Source organism: Staphylococcus haemolyticus, from assembly GCF_006094395.1.
GTDB classification, from domain to species: Bacteria; Bacillota; Bacilli; order Staphylococcales; family Staphylococcaceae; genus Staphylococcus; species Staphylococcus haemolyticus.
In genome coordinates this window covers 2,258,472-2,279,241 of the sequence record NZ_CP035291.1, presented here as the reverse complement: position 1 = coordinate 2,279,241, position 20,770 = coordinate 2,258,472, and the positions used below count along the sequence as shown (strand labels likewise).

Annotated in this window: 15 protein-coding genes; 13 read left to right on the top strand and 2 right to left on the bottom strand. The window is 35.1% G+C overall.

The features are described 5' to 3' along the window. The first annotated feature begins 184 nt into the window (after positions 1 to 184). From rpoC to tuf, 6 genes are all read left to right on the top strand, one after another. Positions 185 to 3,778 carry a DNA-directed RNA polymerase subunit beta' gene (gene rpoC / locus EQ029_RS10995; protein WP_170177299.1) on the top strand — a complete coding sequence of 1,198 codons (3,594 nt, stop codon included), beginning with the start codon at positions 185 to 187 and terminating at the stop codon, positions 3,776 to 3,778. 197 nt (positions 3,779 to 3,975) lie between these two features. Beyond that, positions 3,976 to 4,236, top strand: a complete 261-nt coding sequence (locus tag EQ029_RS10990) for a ribosomal L7Ae/L30e/S12e/Gadd45 family protein (protein ID WP_011276716.1) — start codon at positions 3,976 to 3,978, stop codon at positions 4,234 to 4,236. 89 nt (positions 4,237 to 4,325) lie between these two features. After that, on the top strand, positions 4,326 to 4,739 hold the full coding sequence (gene rpsL, locus EQ029_RS10985; RefSeq protein WP_016931318.1) for a 30S ribosomal protein S12: 414 nt from the start codon (positions 4,326 to 4,328) through the stop codon (positions 4,737 to 4,739). 70 nt (positions 4,740 to 4,809) lie between these two features. Further along, the gene (gene rpsG / locus EQ029_RS10980; protein WP_001137495.1) at positions 4,810 to 5,280 is read left to right on the top strand and encodes a 30S ribosomal protein S7; all 471 of its coding nucleotides are present in this window, start codon (positions 4,810 to 4,812) and stop codon (positions 5,278 to 5,280) included. 121 nt (positions 5,281 to 5,401) lie between these two features. Continuing rightward, positions 5,402 to 7,483 carry an elongation factor G gene (gene fusA, locus EQ029_RS10975; protein WP_011276714.1) on the top strand — a complete coding sequence of 694 codons (2,082 nt, stop codon included), beginning with the start codon at positions 5,402 to 5,404 and terminating at the stop codon, positions 7,481 to 7,483. A 204-nt stretch (positions 7,484 to 7,687) separates the two neighbouring features. Then, positions 7,688 to 8,872: an elongation factor Tu gene (gene tuf / locus EQ029_RS10970; RefSeq protein WP_011276713.1), complete on the top strand. Its 1,185-nt coding sequence runs from the start codon at positions 7,688 to 7,690 to the stop codon at positions 8,870 to 8,872. A 206-nt stretch (positions 8,873 to 9,078) separates the two neighbouring features. Here tuf and EQ029_RS10965 read toward each other — a convergent pair whose 3' ends face one another. Beyond that, on the bottom strand, positions 9,079 to 10,245 hold the full coding sequence (locus EQ029_RS10965; RefSeq protein ID WP_011276712.1) for a M20 family metallopeptidase: 1,167 nt from the start codon (positions 10,243 to 10,245) through the stop codon (positions 9,079 to 9,081). A gap of 235 nt (positions 10,246 to 10,480) precedes the next feature. On the opposite strand from EQ029_RS10965, the gene EQ029_RS10960 reads away from it, so the two are divergent. The 4 genes from EQ029_RS10960 to EQ029_RS10945 all read left to right on the top strand — a co-directional run bounded on the left by EQ029_RS10960 (position 10,481) and on the right by EQ029_RS10945 (position 14,241). Continuing rightward, positions 10,481 to 11,671 carry a glycine C-acetyltransferase gene (locus EQ029_RS10960; protein WP_033079549.1) on the top strand — a complete coding sequence of 397 codons (1,191 nt, stop codon included), beginning with the start codon at positions 10,481 to 10,483 and terminating at the stop codon, positions 11,669 to 11,671. A 212-nt stretch (positions 11,672 to 11,883) separates the two neighbouring features. Beyond that, positions 11,884 to 12,390, top strand: a complete 507-nt coding sequence (locus EQ029_RS10955) for a GNAT family N-acetyltransferase (protein ID WP_011276710.1) — start codon at positions 11,884 to 11,886, stop codon at positions 12,388 to 12,390. Positions 12,391 to 12,401: 11 nt separating this feature from the next. Beyond that, positions 12,402 to 12,821 (top strand): NUDIX hydrolase, encoded by a 420-nt coding sequence (locus EQ029_RS10950; RefSeq protein WP_011276709.1) that lies wholly within the window; start codon positions 12,402 to 12,404, stop codon positions 12,819 to 12,821. Positions 12,822 to 13,281: 460 nt separating this feature from the next. Further along, entirely contained in the window at positions 13,282 to 14,241 is a 960-nt protein-coding gene (locus EQ029_RS10945; protein ID WP_057504748.1) for an ornithine cyclodeaminase family protein, read from the top strand. 198 nt (positions 14,242 to 14,439) lie between these two features. On the opposite strand, the gene EQ029_RS10940 is transcribed toward EQ029_RS10945, so the two are convergent. Next, complete coding sequence (locus tag EQ029_RS10940; protein ID WP_057504747.1) at positions 14,440 to 17,343, bottom strand: 5'-nucleotidase C-terminal domain-containing protein; 2,904 nt, start codon at positions 17,341 to 17,343, stop codon at positions 14,440 to 14,442. A 288-nt stretch (positions 17,344 to 17,631) separates the two neighbouring features. Here EQ029_RS10940 and EQ029_RS10935 point away from each other — a divergent pair, with 288 nt between their 5' ends. The 3 genes from EQ029_RS10935 (at position 17,632) to EQ029_RS10920 (ending at position 20,655) form a co-directional block, all read left to right on the top strand. After that, the gene (locus EQ029_RS10935) at positions 17,632 to 18,588 is read left to right on the top strand and encodes an L-threonine 3-dehydrogenase (protein ID WP_011276704.1); all 957 of its coding nucleotides are present in this window, start codon (positions 17,632 to 17,634) and stop codon (positions 18,586 to 18,588) included. Positions 18,589 to 18,832: 244 nt separating this feature from the next. Further along, the gene (locus tag EQ029_RS10930; protein WP_016931322.1) at positions 18,833 to 19,909 is read left to right on the top strand and encodes a branched-chain amino acid aminotransferase; all 1,077 of its coding nucleotides are present in this window, start codon (positions 18,833 to 18,835) and stop codon (positions 19,907 to 19,909) included. A 473-nt stretch (positions 19,910 to 20,382) separates the two neighbouring features. Beyond that, positions 20,383 to 20,655: a hypothetical protein gene (locus EQ029_RS10920; RefSeq protein WP_016931323.1), complete on the top strand. Its 273-nt coding sequence runs from the start codon at positions 20,383 to 20,385 to the stop codon at positions 20,653 to 20,655. Positions 20,656 to 20,770: the final 115 nt, after the last annotated feature.

The following is a 20,770-nucleotide window of genomic DNA, read 5'->3' as shown; positions in this document are numbered from 1 at the left end:
TTATAAAAAGTAAGGGATTAGAAACTCAGTTCGATTTAAACTTAAAATAAGCTAATCTTGCTGATTTCTTCCCTACAATCATATGACTTGTTTTAGTTTCAACAGATGTAAATCAATCAAATAGCACAGCTAATCTAAATTGAAGGAGGTAGGCTCCTTGATTGATGTAAATAATTTCCATTATATGAAAATCGGTTTAGCCTCACCTGAAAAAATCCGTTCATGGTCATACGGTGAAGTAAAAAAACCAGAAACAATCAACTATCGTACATTGAAACCAGAAAAAGATGGTCTTTTCTGTGAAAGAATTTTTGGACCTACAAAAGACTGGGAATGTAGTTGTGGTAAGTACAAACGTGTACGCTACAAAGGCATGGTCTGTGACAGATGTGGTGTAGAAGTAATTAAATCTAAAGTACGTCGTGAAAGAATGGGACACATTGAATTAGCTGCTCCAGTTTCACATATTTGGTATTTCAAAGGTATTCCAAGTCGTATGGGTCTTTTATTAGACATGTCTCCTAGAGCATTAGAAGAAGTTATTTATTTCGCTTCATATGTTGTAGTAGATCCAGGTCCAACAGGCTTAGAGAAAAAATCATTATTATCTGAAGCTGAATTCAGAGAATATTACGATAAATACCCAGGTCAATTTGTAGCTAAAATGGGTGCTGAAGGTATTAAAGACCTATTAGAAGAAATTAACTTAGACGAAGAATTAAAATCATTGCGTGACGAATTAGAATCTGCAACTGGTCAAAGATTGACACGTGCGATTAAACGTTTAGAAGTTGTTGAATCATTCAGAAACTCTGGTAATAATCCAGCGTGGATGATTTTAGACGTACTTCCAATTATTCCACCTGAAATCCGTCCAATGGTTCAGTTAGATGGTGGACGTTTCGCAACAAGTGATTTAAATGATTTATACCGTCGTGTGATTAACCGTAATAATCGTTTAAAACGTTTATTAGACTTAGGTGCTCCTGGCATCATCGTTCAAAACGAAAAACGTATGTTGCAAGAAGCAGTTGATGCATTAATCGATAACGGTCGTCGTGGTCGTCCAGTTACTGGTCCAGGTAACAGACCATTGAAATCACTTTCACATATGTTGAAAGGTAAACAAGGTCGTTTCCGTCAAAACTTACTTGGTAAACGTGTTGACTATTCAGGTCGTTCAGTTATCGCTGTTGGTCCAAGCTTAAAAATGTATCAATGTGGATTACCTAAAGAAATGGCGCTTGAATTGTTCAAGCCATTCGTAATGAAGGAATTAGTTCAACGTGAAATTGCTACTAACATCAAAAATGCTAAAAGTAAAATTGAGCGTATGGACGATGAAGTATGGGACGTATTGGAAGATGTAATCAGAGAACACCCTGTATTACTTAACCGTGCACCTACTCTTCACAGATTAGGTATCCAAGCATTCGAACCTACATTAGTTGAAGGTCGTGCTATCCGTCTACACCCACTTGTAACAACAGCTTACAACGCGGACTTTGACGGTGACCAAATGGCCGTTCACGTTCCTTTATCTAAAGAAGCACAAGCTGAAGCACGTATGTTAATGTTAGCTGCTCAAAACATCTTGAACCCTAAAGACGGTAAACCTGTCGTAACACCATCACAAGATATGGTATTAGGTAACTATTACCTAACATTAGAACGTAAAGATGCAATGAACACTGGTACTATCTTTAATGATACAAACGAAGTGCTTAAAGCTTATGCAAATGGCTATGTTCATTTACACACTCGTATTGGTGTACATGCGAAATCATTTAACAACCCTACATTCACAGAAGCTCAAAACAACAAAATTTTAGCTACTTCAGTAGGTAAAGTGATTTTCAATGAAATCATTCCTGATTCATTCGCATTCATCAATGAACCTAGTCAAACAAATCTTGAAGGTAAAACACCTGACAAATACTTTATTGATTCAACTCAATTGGGTGAAGGTGGACTTAAAGCATACTTTGAAGAACAAGAACTTATTGAACCATTCAATAAAAAATTCTTAGGTAATATTATTGCCGAAGTCTTCAATAGATTCAGTATCACTGATACATCTATGATGCTTGACCGTATGAAAGATTTAGGTTTCAAATTCTCATCTAAAGCTGGTATCACTGTTGGTGTAGCAGATATTGTTGTACTTCCAGATAAACAAGACATTTTAGATGAGCACGAAAAATTAGTAGAACGTGTATCTAAACAATTTAATCGTGGTTTAATTACTGAAGATGAACGTTATAATGCCGTTGTTGAAATTTGGACAGATGCCAAAGATCAAATTCAAGGCGAATTAATGCAATCTCTTGAGAAAACAAACCCAATCTTCATGATGAGTGATTCTGGTGCACGTGGTAACGCATCTAACTTTACACAATTAGCTGGTATGCGTGGTTTAATGGCCGCACCATCAGGTAAAATTATTGAGTTACCAATCACATCTTCATTCCGTGAAGGTTTAACAGTGTTAGAATACTTCATCTCTACACACGGTGCGCGTAAAGGTCTTGCCGATACAGCCCTTAAAACAGCTGACTCTGGTTACCTTACTCGTCGTCTTGTTGACGTTGCTCAAGACGTTATTGTTCGTGAAGAAGACTGTGGCACAGACCGCGGCTTACTAGTTTCTGATATCAAAGAAGGTGCAGAAATGATCGAACCATTCATCGAACGTATTGAAGGACGTTATTCTAAAGAAACAATTCGTCATCCTGAAACTGATGAAATCATCATCCGTCCAGACGAATTAATCACTGCTGAAATCGCTAAGAAAATCACTGATGCCGGTATTGAACAAATGTACATCCGCTCAGCATTTACATGTAACACACGTCACGGTGTTTGTGAAAAATGTTACGGTAAAAACCTTGCTACTGGTGAAAAAGTTGAAGTGGGTGAAGCAGTTGGTACAATCGCTGCTCAATCAATCGGTGAACCTGGTACCCAACTTACAATGCGTACATTCCATACAGGTGGTGTAGCAGGAAGCGATATCACTCAAGGTCTTCCACGTATTCAAGAGATCTTCGAAGCACGTAATCCAAAAGGTCAAGCTGTGATTACTGAAATCGAAGGTGTCGTTGAAGATATTAAATTAGCAAAAGATCGCCAACAAGAAATTGTTGTTAAAGGTGCTAATGAAACAAGATCTTACTTAGCTTCAGGTACTTCTAGATTAAAAGTAGAAGTCGGTCAATCAGTTGAACGTGGTGAAGTATTAACTGAAGGTTCAATCGAACCTAAGAACTTCCTAGCTGTTGCTGGTTTAAATGCGACTGAAAGTTACTTACTTAAAGAAGTTCAAAAAGTTTATCGTATGCAAGGTGTAGAAATTGATGATAAACACGTTGAAGTAATGGTAAGACAAATGTTACGTAAAGTTAGAATCATCGAAGCTGGTGATACTAAGTTATTACCTGGTTCATTGGTTGACATTCATAGCTTTACAGATGCAAACAGAGAAGCGTTTAAAGAACGTAAACGTCCAGCAACTGCTAAACCAGTATTGCTTGGTATTACAAAAGCGTCTCTTGAAACTGAAAGCTTCTTATCAGCAGCATCATTCCAAGAAACAACTCGTGTACTTACAGATGCAGCAATTAAAGGTAAACGCGACGACTTACTTGGACTTAAAGAAAACGTTATTATTGGTAAGTTAATTCCAGCTGGTACTGGTATGAGACGTTATAGTGACGTTAAATATGATAAAGCTGAAACACCAGTTACAGAAACTGAAGAAGCAGAAATCATTGAATAATTAATGAAATAAAACTGAATTCATATTTATTTCAATATTGACGAGACGGGACTTATCAATCTTTTGAGATGATAGTCTCGCTCTCGTTCTTTATTTTTTATTATTAGTAAAAAGTCTGCAAAATATGTTGACTTAATGCTGATTTAAGTGTTATTATTGTAAAGGTTGATGCAAGCAGAACTTTGGAGGATATTTTAATGTCTAATGAAAAAGTTGCACGCTTTAACAAACAACACTATGTAGTTGGTCTTAAAGAAACGCTTAAAGCGTTAAATAGAGATCAAGTTGCATCTTTGATTATTGCTCAAGACGTTGAGGTACATTTGTTAGCTCGCGTATTTAGTTTAATCAATCATAAAAATATACCTATTACTTATTTTCAAAGCAAGCATGCTTTAGGTAGTTATGTAGGTATTAACGTTAATGCGACTATTGTTGCGTTATTGAATGAGAATTAGTAAGTGTATTGCTTACTAAATTTTATTTAACCTAAAAATGAACCACCTGGATGTGTGGAATTAAAAAGTGAAGAGAGGAGGACATTTCAATGCCAACTATTAACCAATTAGTACGTAAACCTAGACAAAGCAAATCTAAAAAATCAGATTCACCAGCTTTAAACAGAGGTTTTAATAGTAAAAAGAAACAATTTACTAACTTAAATTCACCTCAAAAACGTGGTGTTTGTACTCGTGTAGGTACTATGACACCTAAAAAACCTAACTCAGCGTTACGTAAATATGCACGTGTGCGTTTATCAAACAATATTGAAATCAACGCATACATCCCTGGTATCGGCCATAACTTACAAGAACACAGTGTAGTACTTGTACGTGGTGGACGTGTAAAAGACTTACCTGGTGTGCGTTACCACATCGTACGTGGTGCACTTGATACTTCAGGTGTTGACGGACGTAGACAAGGCCGTTCATTATACGGAACTAAAAAACCTAAAAATTAAGTTTAAGATTGTGTAAATTTTAATTTCAATTTTTAATAATATACTATAATAGGAAGGGAGGATTTTAATTATGCCTCGTAAAGGATCAGTACCTAAAAGAGACGTATTACCAGATCCAATTCATAACTCTAAATTAGTTACAAAATTGATCAACAAAATCATGTTAGATGGTAAACGCGGAACAGCACAAAGAATTCTTTATTCAGCATTTGACCTTGTAGAACAACGCAGTGGTCGTGATGCTTTAGAAGTATTTGAAGAAGCAATTAACAACATTATGCCAGTATTAGAAGTAAAAGCTCGTCGTGTGGGTGGTTCAAACTACCAAGTACCAGTTGAGGTTCGCCCAGAACGTCGTACTACTCTAGGATTACGTTGGTTAGTTAACTACGCTCGTCTTCGTGGTGAAAAAACTATGGAAGATCGTTTAGCTAACGAAATCTTAGATGCTGCTAATAATACAGGTGGTGCCGTTAAGAAACGTGAGGACACTCACAAAATGGCTGAAGCGAACAAAGCATTCGCTCACTACCGCTGGTAAGATTAAAGCTTTAACCCTGAGTGTGTTCCGTCACATTGGTTTACCAAATAAGATGGCTCATGCTTAGGGCATCGCCATATTCAATAGTACTTATTCAGTAATTACTGGAAGGAGAAAAACAATGGCTAGAGACTTTTCTTTGAAAAACACTCGTAACATCGGTATCATGGCTCACATTGATGCTGGTAAAACAACTACGACTGAACGTATTCTTTACTATACAGGTCGTATCCACAAAATTGGTGAAACACACGAAGGTGCTTCACAAATGGACTGGATGGAACAAGAACAAGACCGTGGTATTACAATCACATCAGCTGCTACAACAGCTCAATGGGATGGCCACCGTGTAAACATTATCGATACTCCAGGACACGTAGACTTCACTGTTGAGGTTGAACGTTCTTTACGTGTACTTGATGGTGCGGTTACTGTACTTGATGCTCAATCAGGTGTAGAACCTCAAACTGAAACGGTTTGGCGTCAAGCTACAACTTACGGTGTACCTCGTATCGTATTCGTAAACAAAATGGATAAATTAGGCGCTAACTTCGACTATTCTGTAAGTACATTACATGATCGTTTAGATGCTAACGCTGCACCTATCCAATTACCAATTGGTGCCGAAGACGAATTTGAAGCTATCATTGACTTAGTAGAAATGAAATGCTTCAAATATACTAATGACTTAGGTACTGAAATTGACGAAATTGAAATCCCTGAAGATCACAAAGAAAGAGCAGAAGAAGCTCGTTCTAATTTAATCGAAGCAGTTGCAGAAACTAACGATGAATTAATGGAAAAATATCTTGGTGATGAAGAAATTTCAGTAGCAGAATTAAAAAATGCTATTCGTCAAGCAACTACTGACGTAGAATTCTACCCAGTACTTTGCGGTACAGCATTCAAAAACAAAGGTGTTCAATTAATGCTGAACGCAGTAATTGACTACTTACCATCACCTTTAGATGTTAAACCAATCGTAGGCCATCGTGCTGAAAATCCTGAAGAAGAAGTAATTGCTAAACCAGACGATTCAGCTGAATTCGCTGCATTAGCATTCAAAGTTATGACTGACCCTTATGTTGGTAAATTAACTTTCTTCCGTGTATATTCAGGTACTTTAACATCAGGTTCTTACATTAAAAACTCAACTAAAGACAAACGTGAACGTGTAGGTCGTTTATTACAAATGCACGCTAACTCACGTCAAGAAATCGACACTGTTTACTCAGGCGATATCGCTGCTGCAGTTGGTCTTAAAGATACAGGTACTGGTGACACATTATGTGGTGAAAAGAATGACATTATCTTAGAATCAATGGAATTCCCTGAACCAGTTATCCACTTATCAGTAGAACCAAAATCTAAAGCTGACCAAGATAAAATGACTCAAGCTTTAGTTAAATTACAAGAAGAAGACCCTACTTTCCATGCACACACAGATGAAGAAACTGGACAAGTTATCATCGGTGGTATGGGTGAGTTACACTTAGACATCTTAGTTGACCGTATGAAGAAAGAATTCAACGTTGAATGTAATGTAGGTGCCCCAATGGTTTCATATCGTGAAACGTTCAAGCAATCTGCACAAGTTCAAGGTAAATTCTCTCGTCAATCTGGTGGTCGTGGTCAATACGGTGATGTTCACATTGAATTCACACCAAACGAAACTGGCGCAGGTTTCGAATTCGAAAACTCTATCGTTGGTGGTGTAGTTCCTCGTGAATACATTCCATCAGTTGAAGCTGGTCTTAAAGATGCTATGGAAAACGGTGTATTAGCTGGTTATCCATTAATCGATGTTAAAGCAAAATTATTTGATGGTTCATACCATGATGTCGATTCATCTGAAATGGCCTTCAAAATTGCTGCATCATTAGCACTTAAAGAAGCTGCTAAAAAATGTGATCCAGTTATCTTAGAACCAATGATGAAAGTAACAATCGAAATGCCTGAAGAATACATGGGTGATATCATGGGTGACGTAACAGCTCGTCGTGGACGTGTTGATGGTATGGAACCTCGTGGTAATGCACAAGTTGTTAACGCTTATGTACCACTTTCAGAAATGTTCGGTTACGCAACTTCATTACGTTCTAACACTCAAGGTCGCGGTACTTACACTATGTACTTCGATCACTATGCAGAAGTTCCAAAATCAATTGCTGATGATATCATCAAAAAAAATAAAGGTGAATAATTAAACTTGTTTTAGCTAGAATTTCTAGGTAAAATACAGCGTAAGCTTATTAATTAAGCTAACATCTTTATGAATTGATTTTTTACTGAAAATGCATTATAAATGAATTATGAATTCTAACAATCATTATGTCTCATGATGGTGAGAAACTATCATGAGAGATAATATTGAAATAACTTTTACTAGAATAGGAGAGATTTAATAATGGCAAAAGAAAAATTTGATCGCTCAAAAGAACATGCCAATATTGGTACTATCGGTCACGTTGACCATGGTAAAACTACTTTAACAGCTGCTATCGCAACTGTATTAGCTAAAAATGGTGACACTGTAGCACAATCATATGACATGATTGACAACGCTCCAGAAGAAAAAGAACGTGGTATCACAATCAATACTGCACACATCGAGTATCAAACTGACAAACGTCACTATGCTCACGTTGACTGCCCAGGACACGCTGACTATGTTAAAAACATGATTACTGGTGCTGCTCAAATGGACGGCGGTATCTTAGTAGTATCTGCTGCTGACGGTCCAATGCCACAAACTCGTGAACACATTCTTTTATCACGTAACGTTGGTGTACCAGCATTAGTAGTATTCTTAAATAAAGTTGACATGGTTGACGATGAAGAATTATTAGAATTAGTTGAAATGGAAGTACGTGACTTATTATCTGAATACGACTTCCCAGGTGACGATGTACCTGTAATCGCTGGTTCAGCATTAAAAGCTTTAGAAGGCGATGCTCAATACGAAGAAAAAATCTTAGAATTAATGCAAGCAGTTGATGACTACATTCCAACTCCAGAACGTGATTCTGACAAACCATTCATGATGCCAGTTGAGGACGTATTCTCAATCACTGGTCGTGGTACTGTTGCTACAGGCCGTGTTGAACGTGGGCAAATCAAAGTTGGTGAAGAAGTTGAAATCATTGGTATCCATGACACTTCTAAAACAACTGTTACTGGTGTAGAAATGTTCCGTAAATTATTAGACTACGCTGAAGCTGGTGACAACATCGGTGCATTATTACGTGGTGTTGCTCGTGAAGACGTACAACGTGGTCAAGTATTAGCTGCTCCAGGTTCAATCACACCTCACACAAAATTTAAAGCAGACGTATACGTTTTATCTAAAGACGAAGGTGGACGTCACACTCCATTCTTCACAAACTATCGTCCACAATTCTATTTCCGTACTACTGACGTAACTGGTGTTGTTAACTTACCAGAAGGTACTGAAATGGTTATGCCTGGCGACAACGTTGAAATGACAGTAGAATTAATCGCTCCTATCGCGATTGAAGACGGTACTCGTTTCTCAATCCGTGAAGGTGGACGTACTGTAGGATCAGGCGTTGTAACTGAAATCATCGAATAATTTTAATTATTCCTTATTTCTAAATGAGACTCCCTTAATGGGAGTCTTTTTTTATTTTGTAAATGTCATATTTACATTTTAATCTCATTTCTAGTTTTCATATTATGCTTTGTCGATCACTTTTCTAAATTAATAAAAAATGCCTATGATCAACTCAATGTAAGAGTAATCATAGACATACAGAATCTAAATAAATTTATTCAATTTTAAAATACTTGTTCAATTTCTAAAATTTTTAAAAACTCACTAGCCGCATATTTAAATGCAGACTCATCTATATCAAAGTGAGGATTATGATGTGGCGCTGTTATGCCTTTGTCTGGATTACCACATCCAGTTAAGAAAAACGCACCTGGACGTACTTTTAAATAGTGAGAGAAATCCTCACCAATCATCATTAATTCAGATTCATTAAAACGTAAATGTAAATCATTCGCTGCTTGTTTAACAACTTCATATGCATTTACATGATTATGTACAGGTAAATAACCACGAATGTATTCCAAGTCATAAGTTATGTCGTTTGCTAACGCAAGTCCTTGTAATAACTTATCCATTTTATTTTGTATATGAGTTTGAAGTTCAGTGTCAAATGTTCTCACAGTACCTTTACAAAAAGCACTATCAGGAATAACACTATCCGATGATCCCGCTTGAATCATTCCGAATGTGAGCACTGCTTCTTTTACAGGATCAATTGTTCTAGATATGATCTTTTGCGCACTTAGGATAAACTCAGCCATAATAACGATAGGATCAATGGTTTCATGTGGTTTAGCACCATGACCACCTTTACCTTTGATTGTAACTGAGAATTCATCTGGTGATGCCATAATAGCACCAGGTCTTGAATATATTGTTCCAGTACGGTAACCACTCCATAGATGTGTACCATAAATTTTGTCTACACCATTTAAGCAACCATCATCAATCATTTCTTGAGAACCACCAGGCATAATTTCCTCACCATATTGGAAGATAAAAACCACGTTTCCTTTTAATAAATGGCGATGTTCATGTACAATTTCAGCGACACCCAATAAAATAGCTGTATGTCCGTCATGACCACACGCATGCATAAAGCCATCATTTTTAGATTTATAAGGTACATCGTTAAGTTCTTGTACCGGCAAAGCATCAAAGTCAGCGCGAAATGCCACAGTAGGGCCATTTTCTTTTCCTTTAAACGTTGCTTTAATGCCATTACGGCCAATAGGTGATTCGATCTCGCAATCAAGATGACTGAGCTGATTTAGAATATAATTATGCGTCCAAGTTTCCTCGAAAGAAGGTTCAGGATATTGATGCATATATCGGCGCATCTGTATCATTCTATTTTCCTTATTACTGGCTAATTGAAACCAATCTAACACATTAACCACTTCTTCCTAATTATTATGAATTTTAGTATATCAAATTCTAATACAACTCAATAGTTTAATTATTTATTTTTTGAAAAATGAAGTAAAAAATACATGTTGTATGAACAGTTGTACATGACGTAAAGAATATGCAATATATTGAATTTACTGGAATGATAGTGCTTTCATGTTGAAGGAAAATCAGTTATGATTATGTTGATATAAAAAATACAAAGGGGATATGAATATGGTTCAATCACTACACAATTTCTTAGAAGAAAATATTCAATATTTAAAAGATAATGGATTATATAACGAAATCGATTCTATTGAAGGTGCTAATGGTCCAGAAATCACAATCAATGGGAAACAATATATTAACTTATCATCAAACAACTACTTAGGACTGGCGACAAATGAAGATTTAAAATCTGCAGCTAAACATGCTATCGATTCACACGGTGTTGGTGCTGGTGCTGTACGTTCAATCAACGGTACATTAGACCTACACGATGAATTAGAAGAGACTTTAGCTAAATTCAAAGGTACTGAAGCAGCTATCGCTTATCAATCAGGTTTCAACTGTAACATGGCAGCTATTTCAGCAGTAATGAACAAAAACGATGCGATTCTTTCAGATGAATTAAACCATGCTTCAATTATTGATGGTTGTCGTCTATCTAAAGCTAAAATCATCCGTGTTAACCACTCAGATATGGATGACTTAAGAGCTAAAGCAAAAGAAGCTGTAGAATCTGGTCAATATAATAAAGTAATGTACATTACTGATGGTGTATTCAGTATGGATGGAGACGTTGCTAAATTACCAGAAATCGTTGAAATTGCTGAAGAATTCGGTTTAATTACTTATGTTGATGATGCACATGGTTCAGGCGTTATGGGTAAAGGTGCAGGTACGGTTAAACATTTTGGCTTACAAGATAAAATTGACTTCCAAATCGGTACACTTTCTAAAGCTATCGGTGTAGTTGGCGGTTACGTAGCAGGAACTAAAGAATTAATTGATTGGTTAAAAGCTCAATCACGTCCCTTCTTATTCTCAACTTCTTTAGCACCTGGAGATACAAAAGCAATTACAGAAGCTGTGAAAAAATTAATGGCTTCTACTGAATTACACGATCAATTATGGGATAACGCTAAATATTTAAAAGATGGTTTAGAAAAACTCGGATTCAATACTGGTGAATCAGAAACACCAATTACACCAGTTATTATTGGTGATGAAAAAGAAACTCAAGAATTTAGTAAACGTCTTAAAGATGAAGGCGTATATGTAAAATCTATCGTATTCCCAACAGTACCTCGTGGTACAGGTCGTGTAAGAAACATGCCTACAGCAGCACATACAAAAGAAATGTTAGATAAAGCAATTGCTGCTTATGAAAAAGTTGGTAAAGAATTAGGCACTATTAAATAATTTAAAATAGAAGATAGAATTTTTAGTCTGGGATGATATTCATTGTCCCAGTCTTTTTATTGTTACAAAAAGCTGTTTTTGAAATTTATGCTTTGTTTTTAAGTGAGGAACAGATTAGTATTTTGGTAAAATTGTTTTATAACGAATAATTGTAAAATATGAAGTGACAAACTAAAACAATATTAGCTTATAGTGCAGAAGGAGGGATACTCGTGTTACGTTTAAGACAATTGAGTTATGCAGATAAAGATGCTTTAACGAAGTACCTCCAAGAATGGTATGTGAATGGTGAACCAATAGTGCCTTCAAACACTGACATGTCAAGGTATGAATCATTTGAGAGTATGGTAGACCGTCTAAACAGTACTGAAGTTGATGAAGACTGGGTACCGACGACAACATTATTTTGCTTCGAGGATGAGATGATTGTTGGTGCAGTCGATATTCGTCATTACTTGAATCAACGCTTAGTAAACATAGGTGGTCATGTAGGTTACGGAGTGTGTAAGTCACGTAGAGGACAAGGTATTGCTTCGTTGATGCTGCAAGAGGCTAAAGCTTTTCTAAAAGAAATAGGCGTAGATAAAGTGTTAATGACTACAAATCCCAAAAACGTTGCCTCTCAAAAAGTGATCAAACATAGTGGTGGTTATGAAATTGAATCTTACGTTAAAAAGAATGGAAATTTGGTCAGTCGGTTTGAAATTCCTAATGATTGAAGGTTAGATGAATGAAGGATTTAAAAGTAGTATATGCATTGATACAAAATGAAGAGGGAAACGTGTTATTAGTTCATAATACAGATGGTGGCGGATGGTCATTACCAGGTGGCAAAGTTGAATACGGTGAAACTTTAGTTGAAGCGCTAAAGCGTGAAGTTAGAGAAGAAACAGGATTATTCGTTGAAGTTAACGACATAGTAAGTGTTAATGAGGGTAAATCGACACAGATGAATGTTCATACACTTTTTTTCATGTTCAAAGCAGAGGTTCAGGATTATACAACAGACATACAAATGAAAGATGAAATTTCGACATTAGGTTGGTTCTCGATTCCAGAAGCTGATGAAAAGTTAATCTATTATCATCATAGTTTGAATGCGTTTATAAATAATAAGGCTACTTATTGTGATGAGGGTTTCGTGGATTGAAATGTGAAAAAGAGGATGAGCCAAATATAATATTTTAATCATTCATAGTACATTTGCAGAAGCTAACTCAACTGAAAAGACACTTAAATCAAACACATCAAAATTTTTAGTACATTTAAGAGTGAAATCTAGCTAAAGAATTTAAAAGATTAATGAATAAAGCAAATTAGAGTGGCACAACGATTTCGTCGTGCCACTCTAGGCGTCAAAAGTTTATAAATAGTTTCATAATAAGCATGAAATCTCAAGGCTACACTTCTGTGCAAGCCTTTTATTTATAGTAATAAGATAGCACCGTTAACATATAAGCACAATACTAAATTAATACTTTAATCAAATTAACTTAACACAAACATGTTTTTGAAATAATTGTATTGATAATGCCATTTAACAATGACAATTTGGTGTTTTGACGGGTAAAAGATAAATAGATATTAAATATAAAGTGGAGGTATCAGACATGTTAGTTTTGAATGAACAAGACCAGCAATCATTATTAGACATGAAAGAAGTCATTGATGAAGTTGCGAATTCATTAAAGGCATTTTCAGAAGAGAAGACAGACACACCGTTAAGGTATGTCTTACCATTTAATGAAGGAAATAGATATTTAGTTATGCCAGCATTATCTGATGATCTTAAAATGGTTGGTATTAAAACAGTTACATTTGCGCCAGATAATCCTAAAAAAGGCAAAAAGACAATTACAGGATCAGTGTTATTAAGTGATTATGAAACTGGTGAAACATTAGCTGTATTAGATGGCAGTTATTTAACTAAGATTCGTACAGGTGCTATCTCTGGGGTAGCAACTAAATACTTAGCACGTGAAGATGCTAAAACACTATGTGTTATTGGTTCTGGTGATCAAGCACAAGGACTAATTGCTGCAGTAATGGCAGTTAGAAATATCGATACAATTCACTTTTCGAGTCGTACTAAGGAAAATGCAGAACGTTTAGCTCAAGAAGTAGCTAATAATTATAATGTATCGACGAAAGTCTTTGAAGAAGCGGATGATGCGATGGAAGAGGCTGACGTTGTTGTAACTGCGACAAATTCTAATCATCCGGTATATTCACATTCATTACACCCCGGCGTTCATTTAAACGCAGTAGGCTCATTTAAACCAGATATGCAGGAATTACCATCAGAGTCTATGTTAGTAGCTAATAAAATTGTTGTTGAGTCAGTAGAAGCTGCGATGGAAGAAACTGGCGATTTAAAGGTACCTCAAGAAGAAGGCATTATAACGAAAGATTCATTACATGGAGAATTAGGGGATATCGTAGCTGGTAAAGTTTCAGGACGTGAAGATGATAAGGAAGTAACGCTGTTTAAATCAGTAGGGTTAGCAATTGTAGATATCGTTGTTGCTAATTATTTCTATAAAAAAGCAGTAGCAAATAAAGAAGTATAATGCAGAAGTAGTTATAATATTGTGAGGAAATTGCGAGTGTAACTATGTAATTTTAAATAAATAGACTGCCGGGCCACTAAAAATTAAAGTATTCACTTTAAATAACTTACTATGAGTACCTACGCTTTTTAAAAATTATAAAGAAACCGTGTAAATGACATATTGTTAACTGTCATCTACACGGTTTTAAATTTGAAATTATGCTGATTTTTTACGAGTTCGGATGTAAATTAATCCTGTTCCTGCTACTACTAATATAATAGCGATACCATGTTCTAAACTACCATCTTTCAAACCTGCATTTGGTAATGATGTGATTGCGCCATGTTGTTGTGTAAACATAAGATTTGAATTTTTAGAAGCATTACTATTAGTAGTTATTAGTGTCTCATTATAAAAATTATCTTTAGGATTTATTTGAACTGGGAATTTAATGACATCTTTACAATGTTGTGAATGACTTGCATTACCAGTCAATTGGTCTCGTGTTCCTTTGTTGTTATTAGAAATACTCACTAAGTTTGAAGTAGGGTGATGTTCGATTGCATTTCCTTTTATGTTGTTAGTATGCATCTTGTCGGTAGTGCTTGGAATGACAATATTATCATTAGTGCTATTATGAGTTTGATTATTGTTAGCTGGGATTTCAATTACGTTGTCATTATCTTTTTGATGGTCTTTATTAGGGAATTCAATGACATTATCTTTATTAGAAGAATCAGCTTCATTATCGTCTTTAATATTGTCATCATTATCATTAATATGACCAGTATTGTCTTTGTCATCATTGTTTGAATCTGGTGTTTGTTGTTGACCATCATGTCCATTAGTTGAATGATTATTATCATTATCTTCTTTACTAGTGTCTGGTTGTTCATTACTTTCTGGTAGACCATTAATGATACGTACAGGTTCTTCGGTATTGTATTGATTTAAATCTGTATTCTTAATATATTGAGCGACAACTGCATCTAGAGAAATGCCCTCCTCACGTTGTCCACCAAACATATCATAGCCATCTCCTTGATTAGCTGTGAAGTCATTAGTAGTTACATAGTAAGTACGGTTAGGATCTAGATCTTCATATTCTCCATTCTCTTTATTCAGTACCTTGATTGCATTAATGCGTTGGCCAGATGCTTTATTGATATCATAATATACTCTGAGTGAGTCAGATACTTGTAAGAATCCTCCATTTGCACCTAAGACTTTCTTACCATCTTGAGTTTCAGTATCAGCACTTAAACTGTGTTCAAATGCTTTTTCAACATCTGAACCTTTCACTTGAATTTGAGAAATTAAATTACCGAATGGTAACACTGTTATGATGTCATTTTTAGTAACCTCACCTTTTTCAATTGAAGCTCGAATACCACCACCGTTAGTGATTGCGAAAACAGGTTGATGTGAGAAGTTCTTTGAGGCATATGCTTCCATAGCATCCGTAATAAGGTTACCTAAGTTTGTTTCTTGCGTGCGCGCTTGAGCACGTTCACCATTTAACGTCACTGTATTATTAGGTATAACAACTGTTGATGTTTCTTTTAAGAAGTCGTCATTTGCCTTTTTAGTTTGTGCATCAATTTGTGGGTCAGGTGTGATATCTTTGGCGTCCGCTACATTGATTAACGATGCATTGATATCAGACGCTTTTTGATTTTGAAAAGTAAAATCCACACGTCCTACATTTGCTAGTGCAGTACCAGTTTGAGCGAGTACATTATTAGTACCATAATGTTCGCCTTTATCAATCACGGTATGTGAGTGACCATCTAATACAAAGATAGGTTGTTTAAATGAACCGTCTTTCGTAAGTTGATCAATTAAATAATCACCACGCCAAGTTTTTTGCGTCGATTTATCTACGCCTAAGTGCGATAAGATAACGAAAACATCGACATTATTTTTAATCTCATTCATGGCTTGCTTAACACTAGTCAACGGATCTTTAAATTCAACACCTTCAACTGCAGTAGGTGACGTTTTAGTTTTTGTTTCAGGTGTCGTGACACCTACAATACCATAACGGACATTGTTTTTAGTTACTGTTGTTGAAGGATCAAATACACGTTTGCCATTTTTATAGATATTAGAAGAAACTATAGGGAAATTTAATTGTTTTTGCAATTTAAGTAATTGGTCATAACCAAAGTCAAATTCATGGTTTCCGACAGTCATTGCATCATAGCCAACACCATTCATAGCTTTGGCCATTTCTTCTCCCTTTGAATTGTTAGAAACAGGTAAACCTTGAAAAGCATCTCCTGAATCCACCATTAAATCCGGATTATATTTGTCTTTAAGACCTTTTACTTTAGCCATACCGATGACTCTTCCATCATCCTCTACAAATCGGCCATGAATATCATTTGTATGTAAAATTGTATGTTTATTTGTGTTATCAGAAGTTGTTGCCATTCTTTTGTTGACAGTCACATGTTGAGATTTCGGTGCTGCTTGTTCTGATGTAGTATTGCTACTTTTAGACACTTGCTTTGAAGCAGGTGTAGATTGTTGTGATTCTGGAACATTACGCTTTTGCTGTTGTTGAGTTGGTTCTTGAGGTGTTTGTTTAACTTTAGTAGAAGTAGATTCTTTTGTAGGTTCTACTTGCGTAGACTTACTTTGCTCCGATGTCGAAGGAGAAGGTTTTACCTCCGTACCATGGAATTGCGATGTATTATTTTCATTTGAAGTAGATTCTGACGATGCTTTTTCTTGTGAAGATGTATTATCATCATTTGTAGCAGGTTCAGGTGTAGCTTTTTCTTGTGAAAAGGCAGAACCTTGTGATGAATTACTATGCTTCTCTGAAGTAGTGTTTTGTGTTGTAGACGTTTCAACACTAGGATGTGTAGTTGTTTCAGACGAAGGTGTGGCTTGTTCATTATGTGAAACGTTGCTTGACTCAAGAGATAAAGGTTTATTAGTAGATTCAATGTTGGCTGATGATGCTTCTTTTGAAGCTGTTTGTGATGCTTCTTCGGTAGCAGTTATGTTAGTAGATTGTGTTGCCTGTGATTCAGCTGCATAAGAGGTACCAGTGGTAATACCAAATACGATAAAACATAAAACTAAAAGTGGAATAAGATATCGCTTCATATTTGCCTCCTTTATTAGATGAAATTTACATTCTCATATTAGCATAAGTCGCAAAGTCTTAAGCTTACTCATTAAATTATTTACAATAATTTTAAAAACAATTAATAAATATAACGTTGTGAAGAGCAAGTATCTCTGACTTTTCAAAAATAAAGTGAATTTAAAAGAATGTACTTTGTGAGTATACAAGAAAGCGCTTTTATATTATAATAAGCATGTAAATAGGGATTATGTACACCCTAAAAGGACAATCATTCGTGGTAAACACACAAAGGGAGTTTTTTATTTATGGAAAGAATCGTTATTACAGGAGCACTTGGTCAAATTGGTACTGAGTTGGTATTAAAATGTAGAGAAATTTACGGAAATGACAATGTATTAGCTACGGATATTAGAGAGCCAGAAGAAGATTCACCAGTTAACAATGGTCCGTTTGAAGTATTAGATGTTACAAATCGTGAAGCTATGATGGCAATCGTTGAGAACTTCAAAGCAGATACGTTAATGCATATGGCTGCATTATTATCAGCGACTGCTGAGAAAAATCCTTTATTAGCATGGGATTTAAATATGGGCGGTCTAATGAACGCATTAGAAACAGCTAGAACGTATGAATTACATTTCTTCACACCAAGTTCAATTGGTGCATTTGGTGATTCAACGCCTAAGAAAGATACACCACAAAATACAATTCAACAACCTACTACAATGTATGGTGTGAACAAAGTTGCTGGTGAGTTATTATGCCAATACTATTTCACAAAATTTGGTGTCGATACGCGTAGTGTGAGATTCCCAGGACTTATCTCTCATGTTAAAGAACCAGGTGGCGGTACTACTGATTATGCTGTTGAAATTTATTTTGAAGCGGTTAGAAAAGGTCGTTACACAAGCTACATTGCTAAAGACACATACATGGATATGATGTATATGGATGATGCAATTGATGCAATTATTAAATTAATGGAAGCAGATAGCGACAAACTTGTAACACGTAATGGCTATAACTTAAGTGCTATGAGTTTTGAACCTGAACAAATTAAAGCTGAAATCCAAAAACATTATCCTGGCTTCGCATTGGATTATGAAGTAGATCCAGTACGTCAAGCAATTGCTGATAGCTGGCCAGATAATATTGATACAAGCTATTCTCGTAAAGAGTGGGGCTTTAACCCTAAATACGATTTAGCTGGTATGACTGAATTAATGTTAAAAGCAATTGAAGAAAAAGAACAAAATAAATAAAGTGTGACTGTCATACAAGTCATATAACACAGAACCTCAGACGAAATGTTTGAGGGTTTCTTTTTTTATCCAAAATTAGTTAGTAATGGTCATTAAAAATTTGCTAAAGTATGTTATTTTTAAAGAAAGGGTTTACAATTAGTATTTAGTTTGAATTTTTAGAAAATTCATTGAATCAACATTACGAGATTGCTATAATTTAATATACTATCACTAACTAAGATTTATTTAGGAGGCTTTCATCATGTCAGAAAAAGTTAAATTTGAACAACGCGACTCGCTTAAAGAAAAACCAGAAGGTAATTTAGGATTCGGTCAATACTTTACAGATTATATGTTAAGTTTTGATTATGATGTAGATAAAGGTTGGCATGATTTAAAAATTATTCCTTACGCACCATTCGAAGTTTCACCAGCTGCACAAGGTCTTCACTATGGACAAGCGGTATTTGAAGGTTTAAAAGCATATAAACATGAAGGAGAAGTTGTATTATTTAGACCAGATCAAAACTTCAAACGTATTAATGATTCATTAGCACGTTTAGAGATGCCTAAAGTAGATGAGGAATTATTACTAGAAGGTTTAAAACAATTAGTAGACGTTGAACGTGATTGGGTACCTGAGGGAGAAGGACAATCATTATATATCCGTCCATTTGTATTTGCGACTGAAGGCATTTTAGGAGTAAGAGCATCTCATCAATACAAATTATTAATCATTTTATCTCCATCAGGCGCATATTATGGCGGAGACACATTAAAAACAACTAAAATTTACGTTGAAGATGAATATGTTCGTGCCGTACGTGGTGGTGTAGGATTCGCTAAAGTAGCAGGTAACTATGCAGCAAGTTTATTAGCACAAACAAATGCTAATAATTTAGGCTATGATCAAGTATTATGGTTAGACGGTGTAGAACAAAAATATGTTGAAGAAGTTGGTAGTATGAACATCTTCTTCGTTGAAAATGGTAAATTAGTTACACCTGCTTTAAATGGAAGTATCTTACCAGGTATTACACGTAAATCAATCATTGAATTAGCTAAAGAGTTAGGCTATGAGGTTGAAGAACGTAAAGTGTCAATCGAGGAATTATTCGAAGCTTACGACAAAGGTGAATTGACTGAAGTATTCGGTTCAGGTACAGCAGCAGTTATTTCTCCAGTCGGTACATTAAAGTATGAAGATAGAGAAATCGTTATTAACAATAACGAGCCAGGAGAAATTACTAAAAAATTATACGACATATATACTGGCATCCAAAGTGGTAAATTAGAAGATACGCATGGTTGGCGAGTCGTAGTTCCAGAATATAAATAAGGTGAGTTTAAAGAGCTGGAAATCTTGAGAAATCGAGGTTTCTAGTTTTTTATTTTAATGCGAAGGTTTAAAAATATGATTGCTGATTTATTATTAGAAATAGATAGTAGGATATCGAATGTATTAGCCTATGTTAGATAAAATACAGATGAAACATTTATTTTAAGTTAATAATTTGATTAAGTATTACTAAATAATGGCTTATATCATAATGCTGATTGTAACTATTATTTGCCTTGTCCTTATTATATATAATTTAGTAAAAGATGGTCCTATTATCAATGTGTTTTTAATGGCAGTTACACAATCGATCATTTTATTTTTAAAACGTTATTTATGGATAAATCAATCTTGGAAAGATGCACTAAAACATTCTTTTGATTTATTAACGCTAATGGTTGTGTTTGTTTATTTAATATATAAAATATATAAGAGGAATAAAAAGAATGAATAATAATTTTAGGAGGCTTTGAATGTTTTTAAAGAGAGAGAAAAAGTATAAAAAATATCAAGCAATATCTAAGAGTATATTAGGTTTTTCAGTACTTTTATTAATTTTGACTTGGTTATTGAAATTGGTGTTTGGATGGTCAATCCTACATCTATTTTTCAATATTTTTTCTTTTACTTTTATTCTAGGTTTGTGTATTGGCGCAATACCAGATATTTTAGAGAAAGACGTTAATACTATACTAGCCGATATACTCGTTATTATTTTGATGATTGTTGTGTTGTTTATTTTATGATTTTAAGTGCAAAAATATAGATTAATATAATTAAAAACGTAAACTGTTGCAATAGATTAGACTTTTACATAAAGGTGAATAACTTATATTCTACTTAGTAGAGTTGAAACATAAT

What these genes read in the sequence shown, in the direction of transcription:
- rpoC (WP_170177299.1), top strand. Translation starts at nt 185, where the DNA reads ATGAAAATCGGTTTAGCCTCACCTGAAAAAATCCGTTCATGGTCATAC.
- EQ029_RS10990 (WP_011276716.1), top strand. Translation starts at nt 3,976, where the DNA reads ATGTCTAATGAAAAAGTTGCACGCTTTAACAAACAACACTATGTAGTT.
- rpsL (WP_016931318.1), top strand. Translation starts at nt 4,326, where the DNA reads ATGCCAACTATTAACCAATTAGTACGTAAACCTAGACAAAGCAAATCT.
- rpsG (WP_001137495.1), top strand. Translation starts at nt 4,810, where the DNA reads ATGCCTCGTAAAGGATCAGTACCTAAAAGAGACGTATTACCAGATCCA.
- fusA (WP_011276714.1), top strand. Translation starts at nt 5,402, where the DNA reads ATGGCTAGAGACTTTTCTTTGAAAAACACTCGTAACATCGGTATCATG.
- tuf (WP_011276713.1), top strand. Translation starts at nt 7,688, where the DNA reads ATGGCAAAAGAAAAATTTGATCGCTCAAAAGAACATGCCAATATTGGT.
- EQ029_RS10960 (WP_033079549.1), top strand. Translation starts at nt 10,481, where the DNA reads ATGGTTCAATCACTACACAATTTCTTAGAAGAAAATATTCAATATTTA.
- EQ029_RS10950 (WP_011276709.1), top strand. Translation starts at nt 12,402, where the DNA reads ATGAAGGATTTAAAAGTAGTATATGCATTGATACAAAATGAAGAGGGA.
- EQ029_RS10945 (WP_057504748.1), top strand. Translation starts at nt 13,282, where the DNA reads ATGTTAGTTTTGAATGAACAAGACCAGCAATCATTATTAGACATGAAA.
- EQ029_RS10940 (WP_057504747.1), bottom strand. Translation starts at nt 17,343, where the DNA reads ATGAAGCGATATCTTATTCCACTTTTAGTTTTATGTTTTATCGTATTT.
- EQ029_RS10935 (WP_011276704.1), top strand. Translation starts at nt 17,632, where the DNA reads ATGGAAAGAATCGTTATTACAGGAGCACTTGGTCAAATTGGTACTGAG.
- EQ029_RS10930 (WP_016931322.1), top strand. Translation starts at nt 18,833, where the DNA reads ATGTCAGAAAAAGTTAAATTTGAACAACGCGACTCGCTTAAAGAAAAA.
- EQ029_RS10920 (WP_016931323.1), top strand. Translation starts at nt 20,383, where the DNA reads ATGTTTTTAAAGAGAGAGAAAAAGTATAAAAAATATCAAGCAATATCT.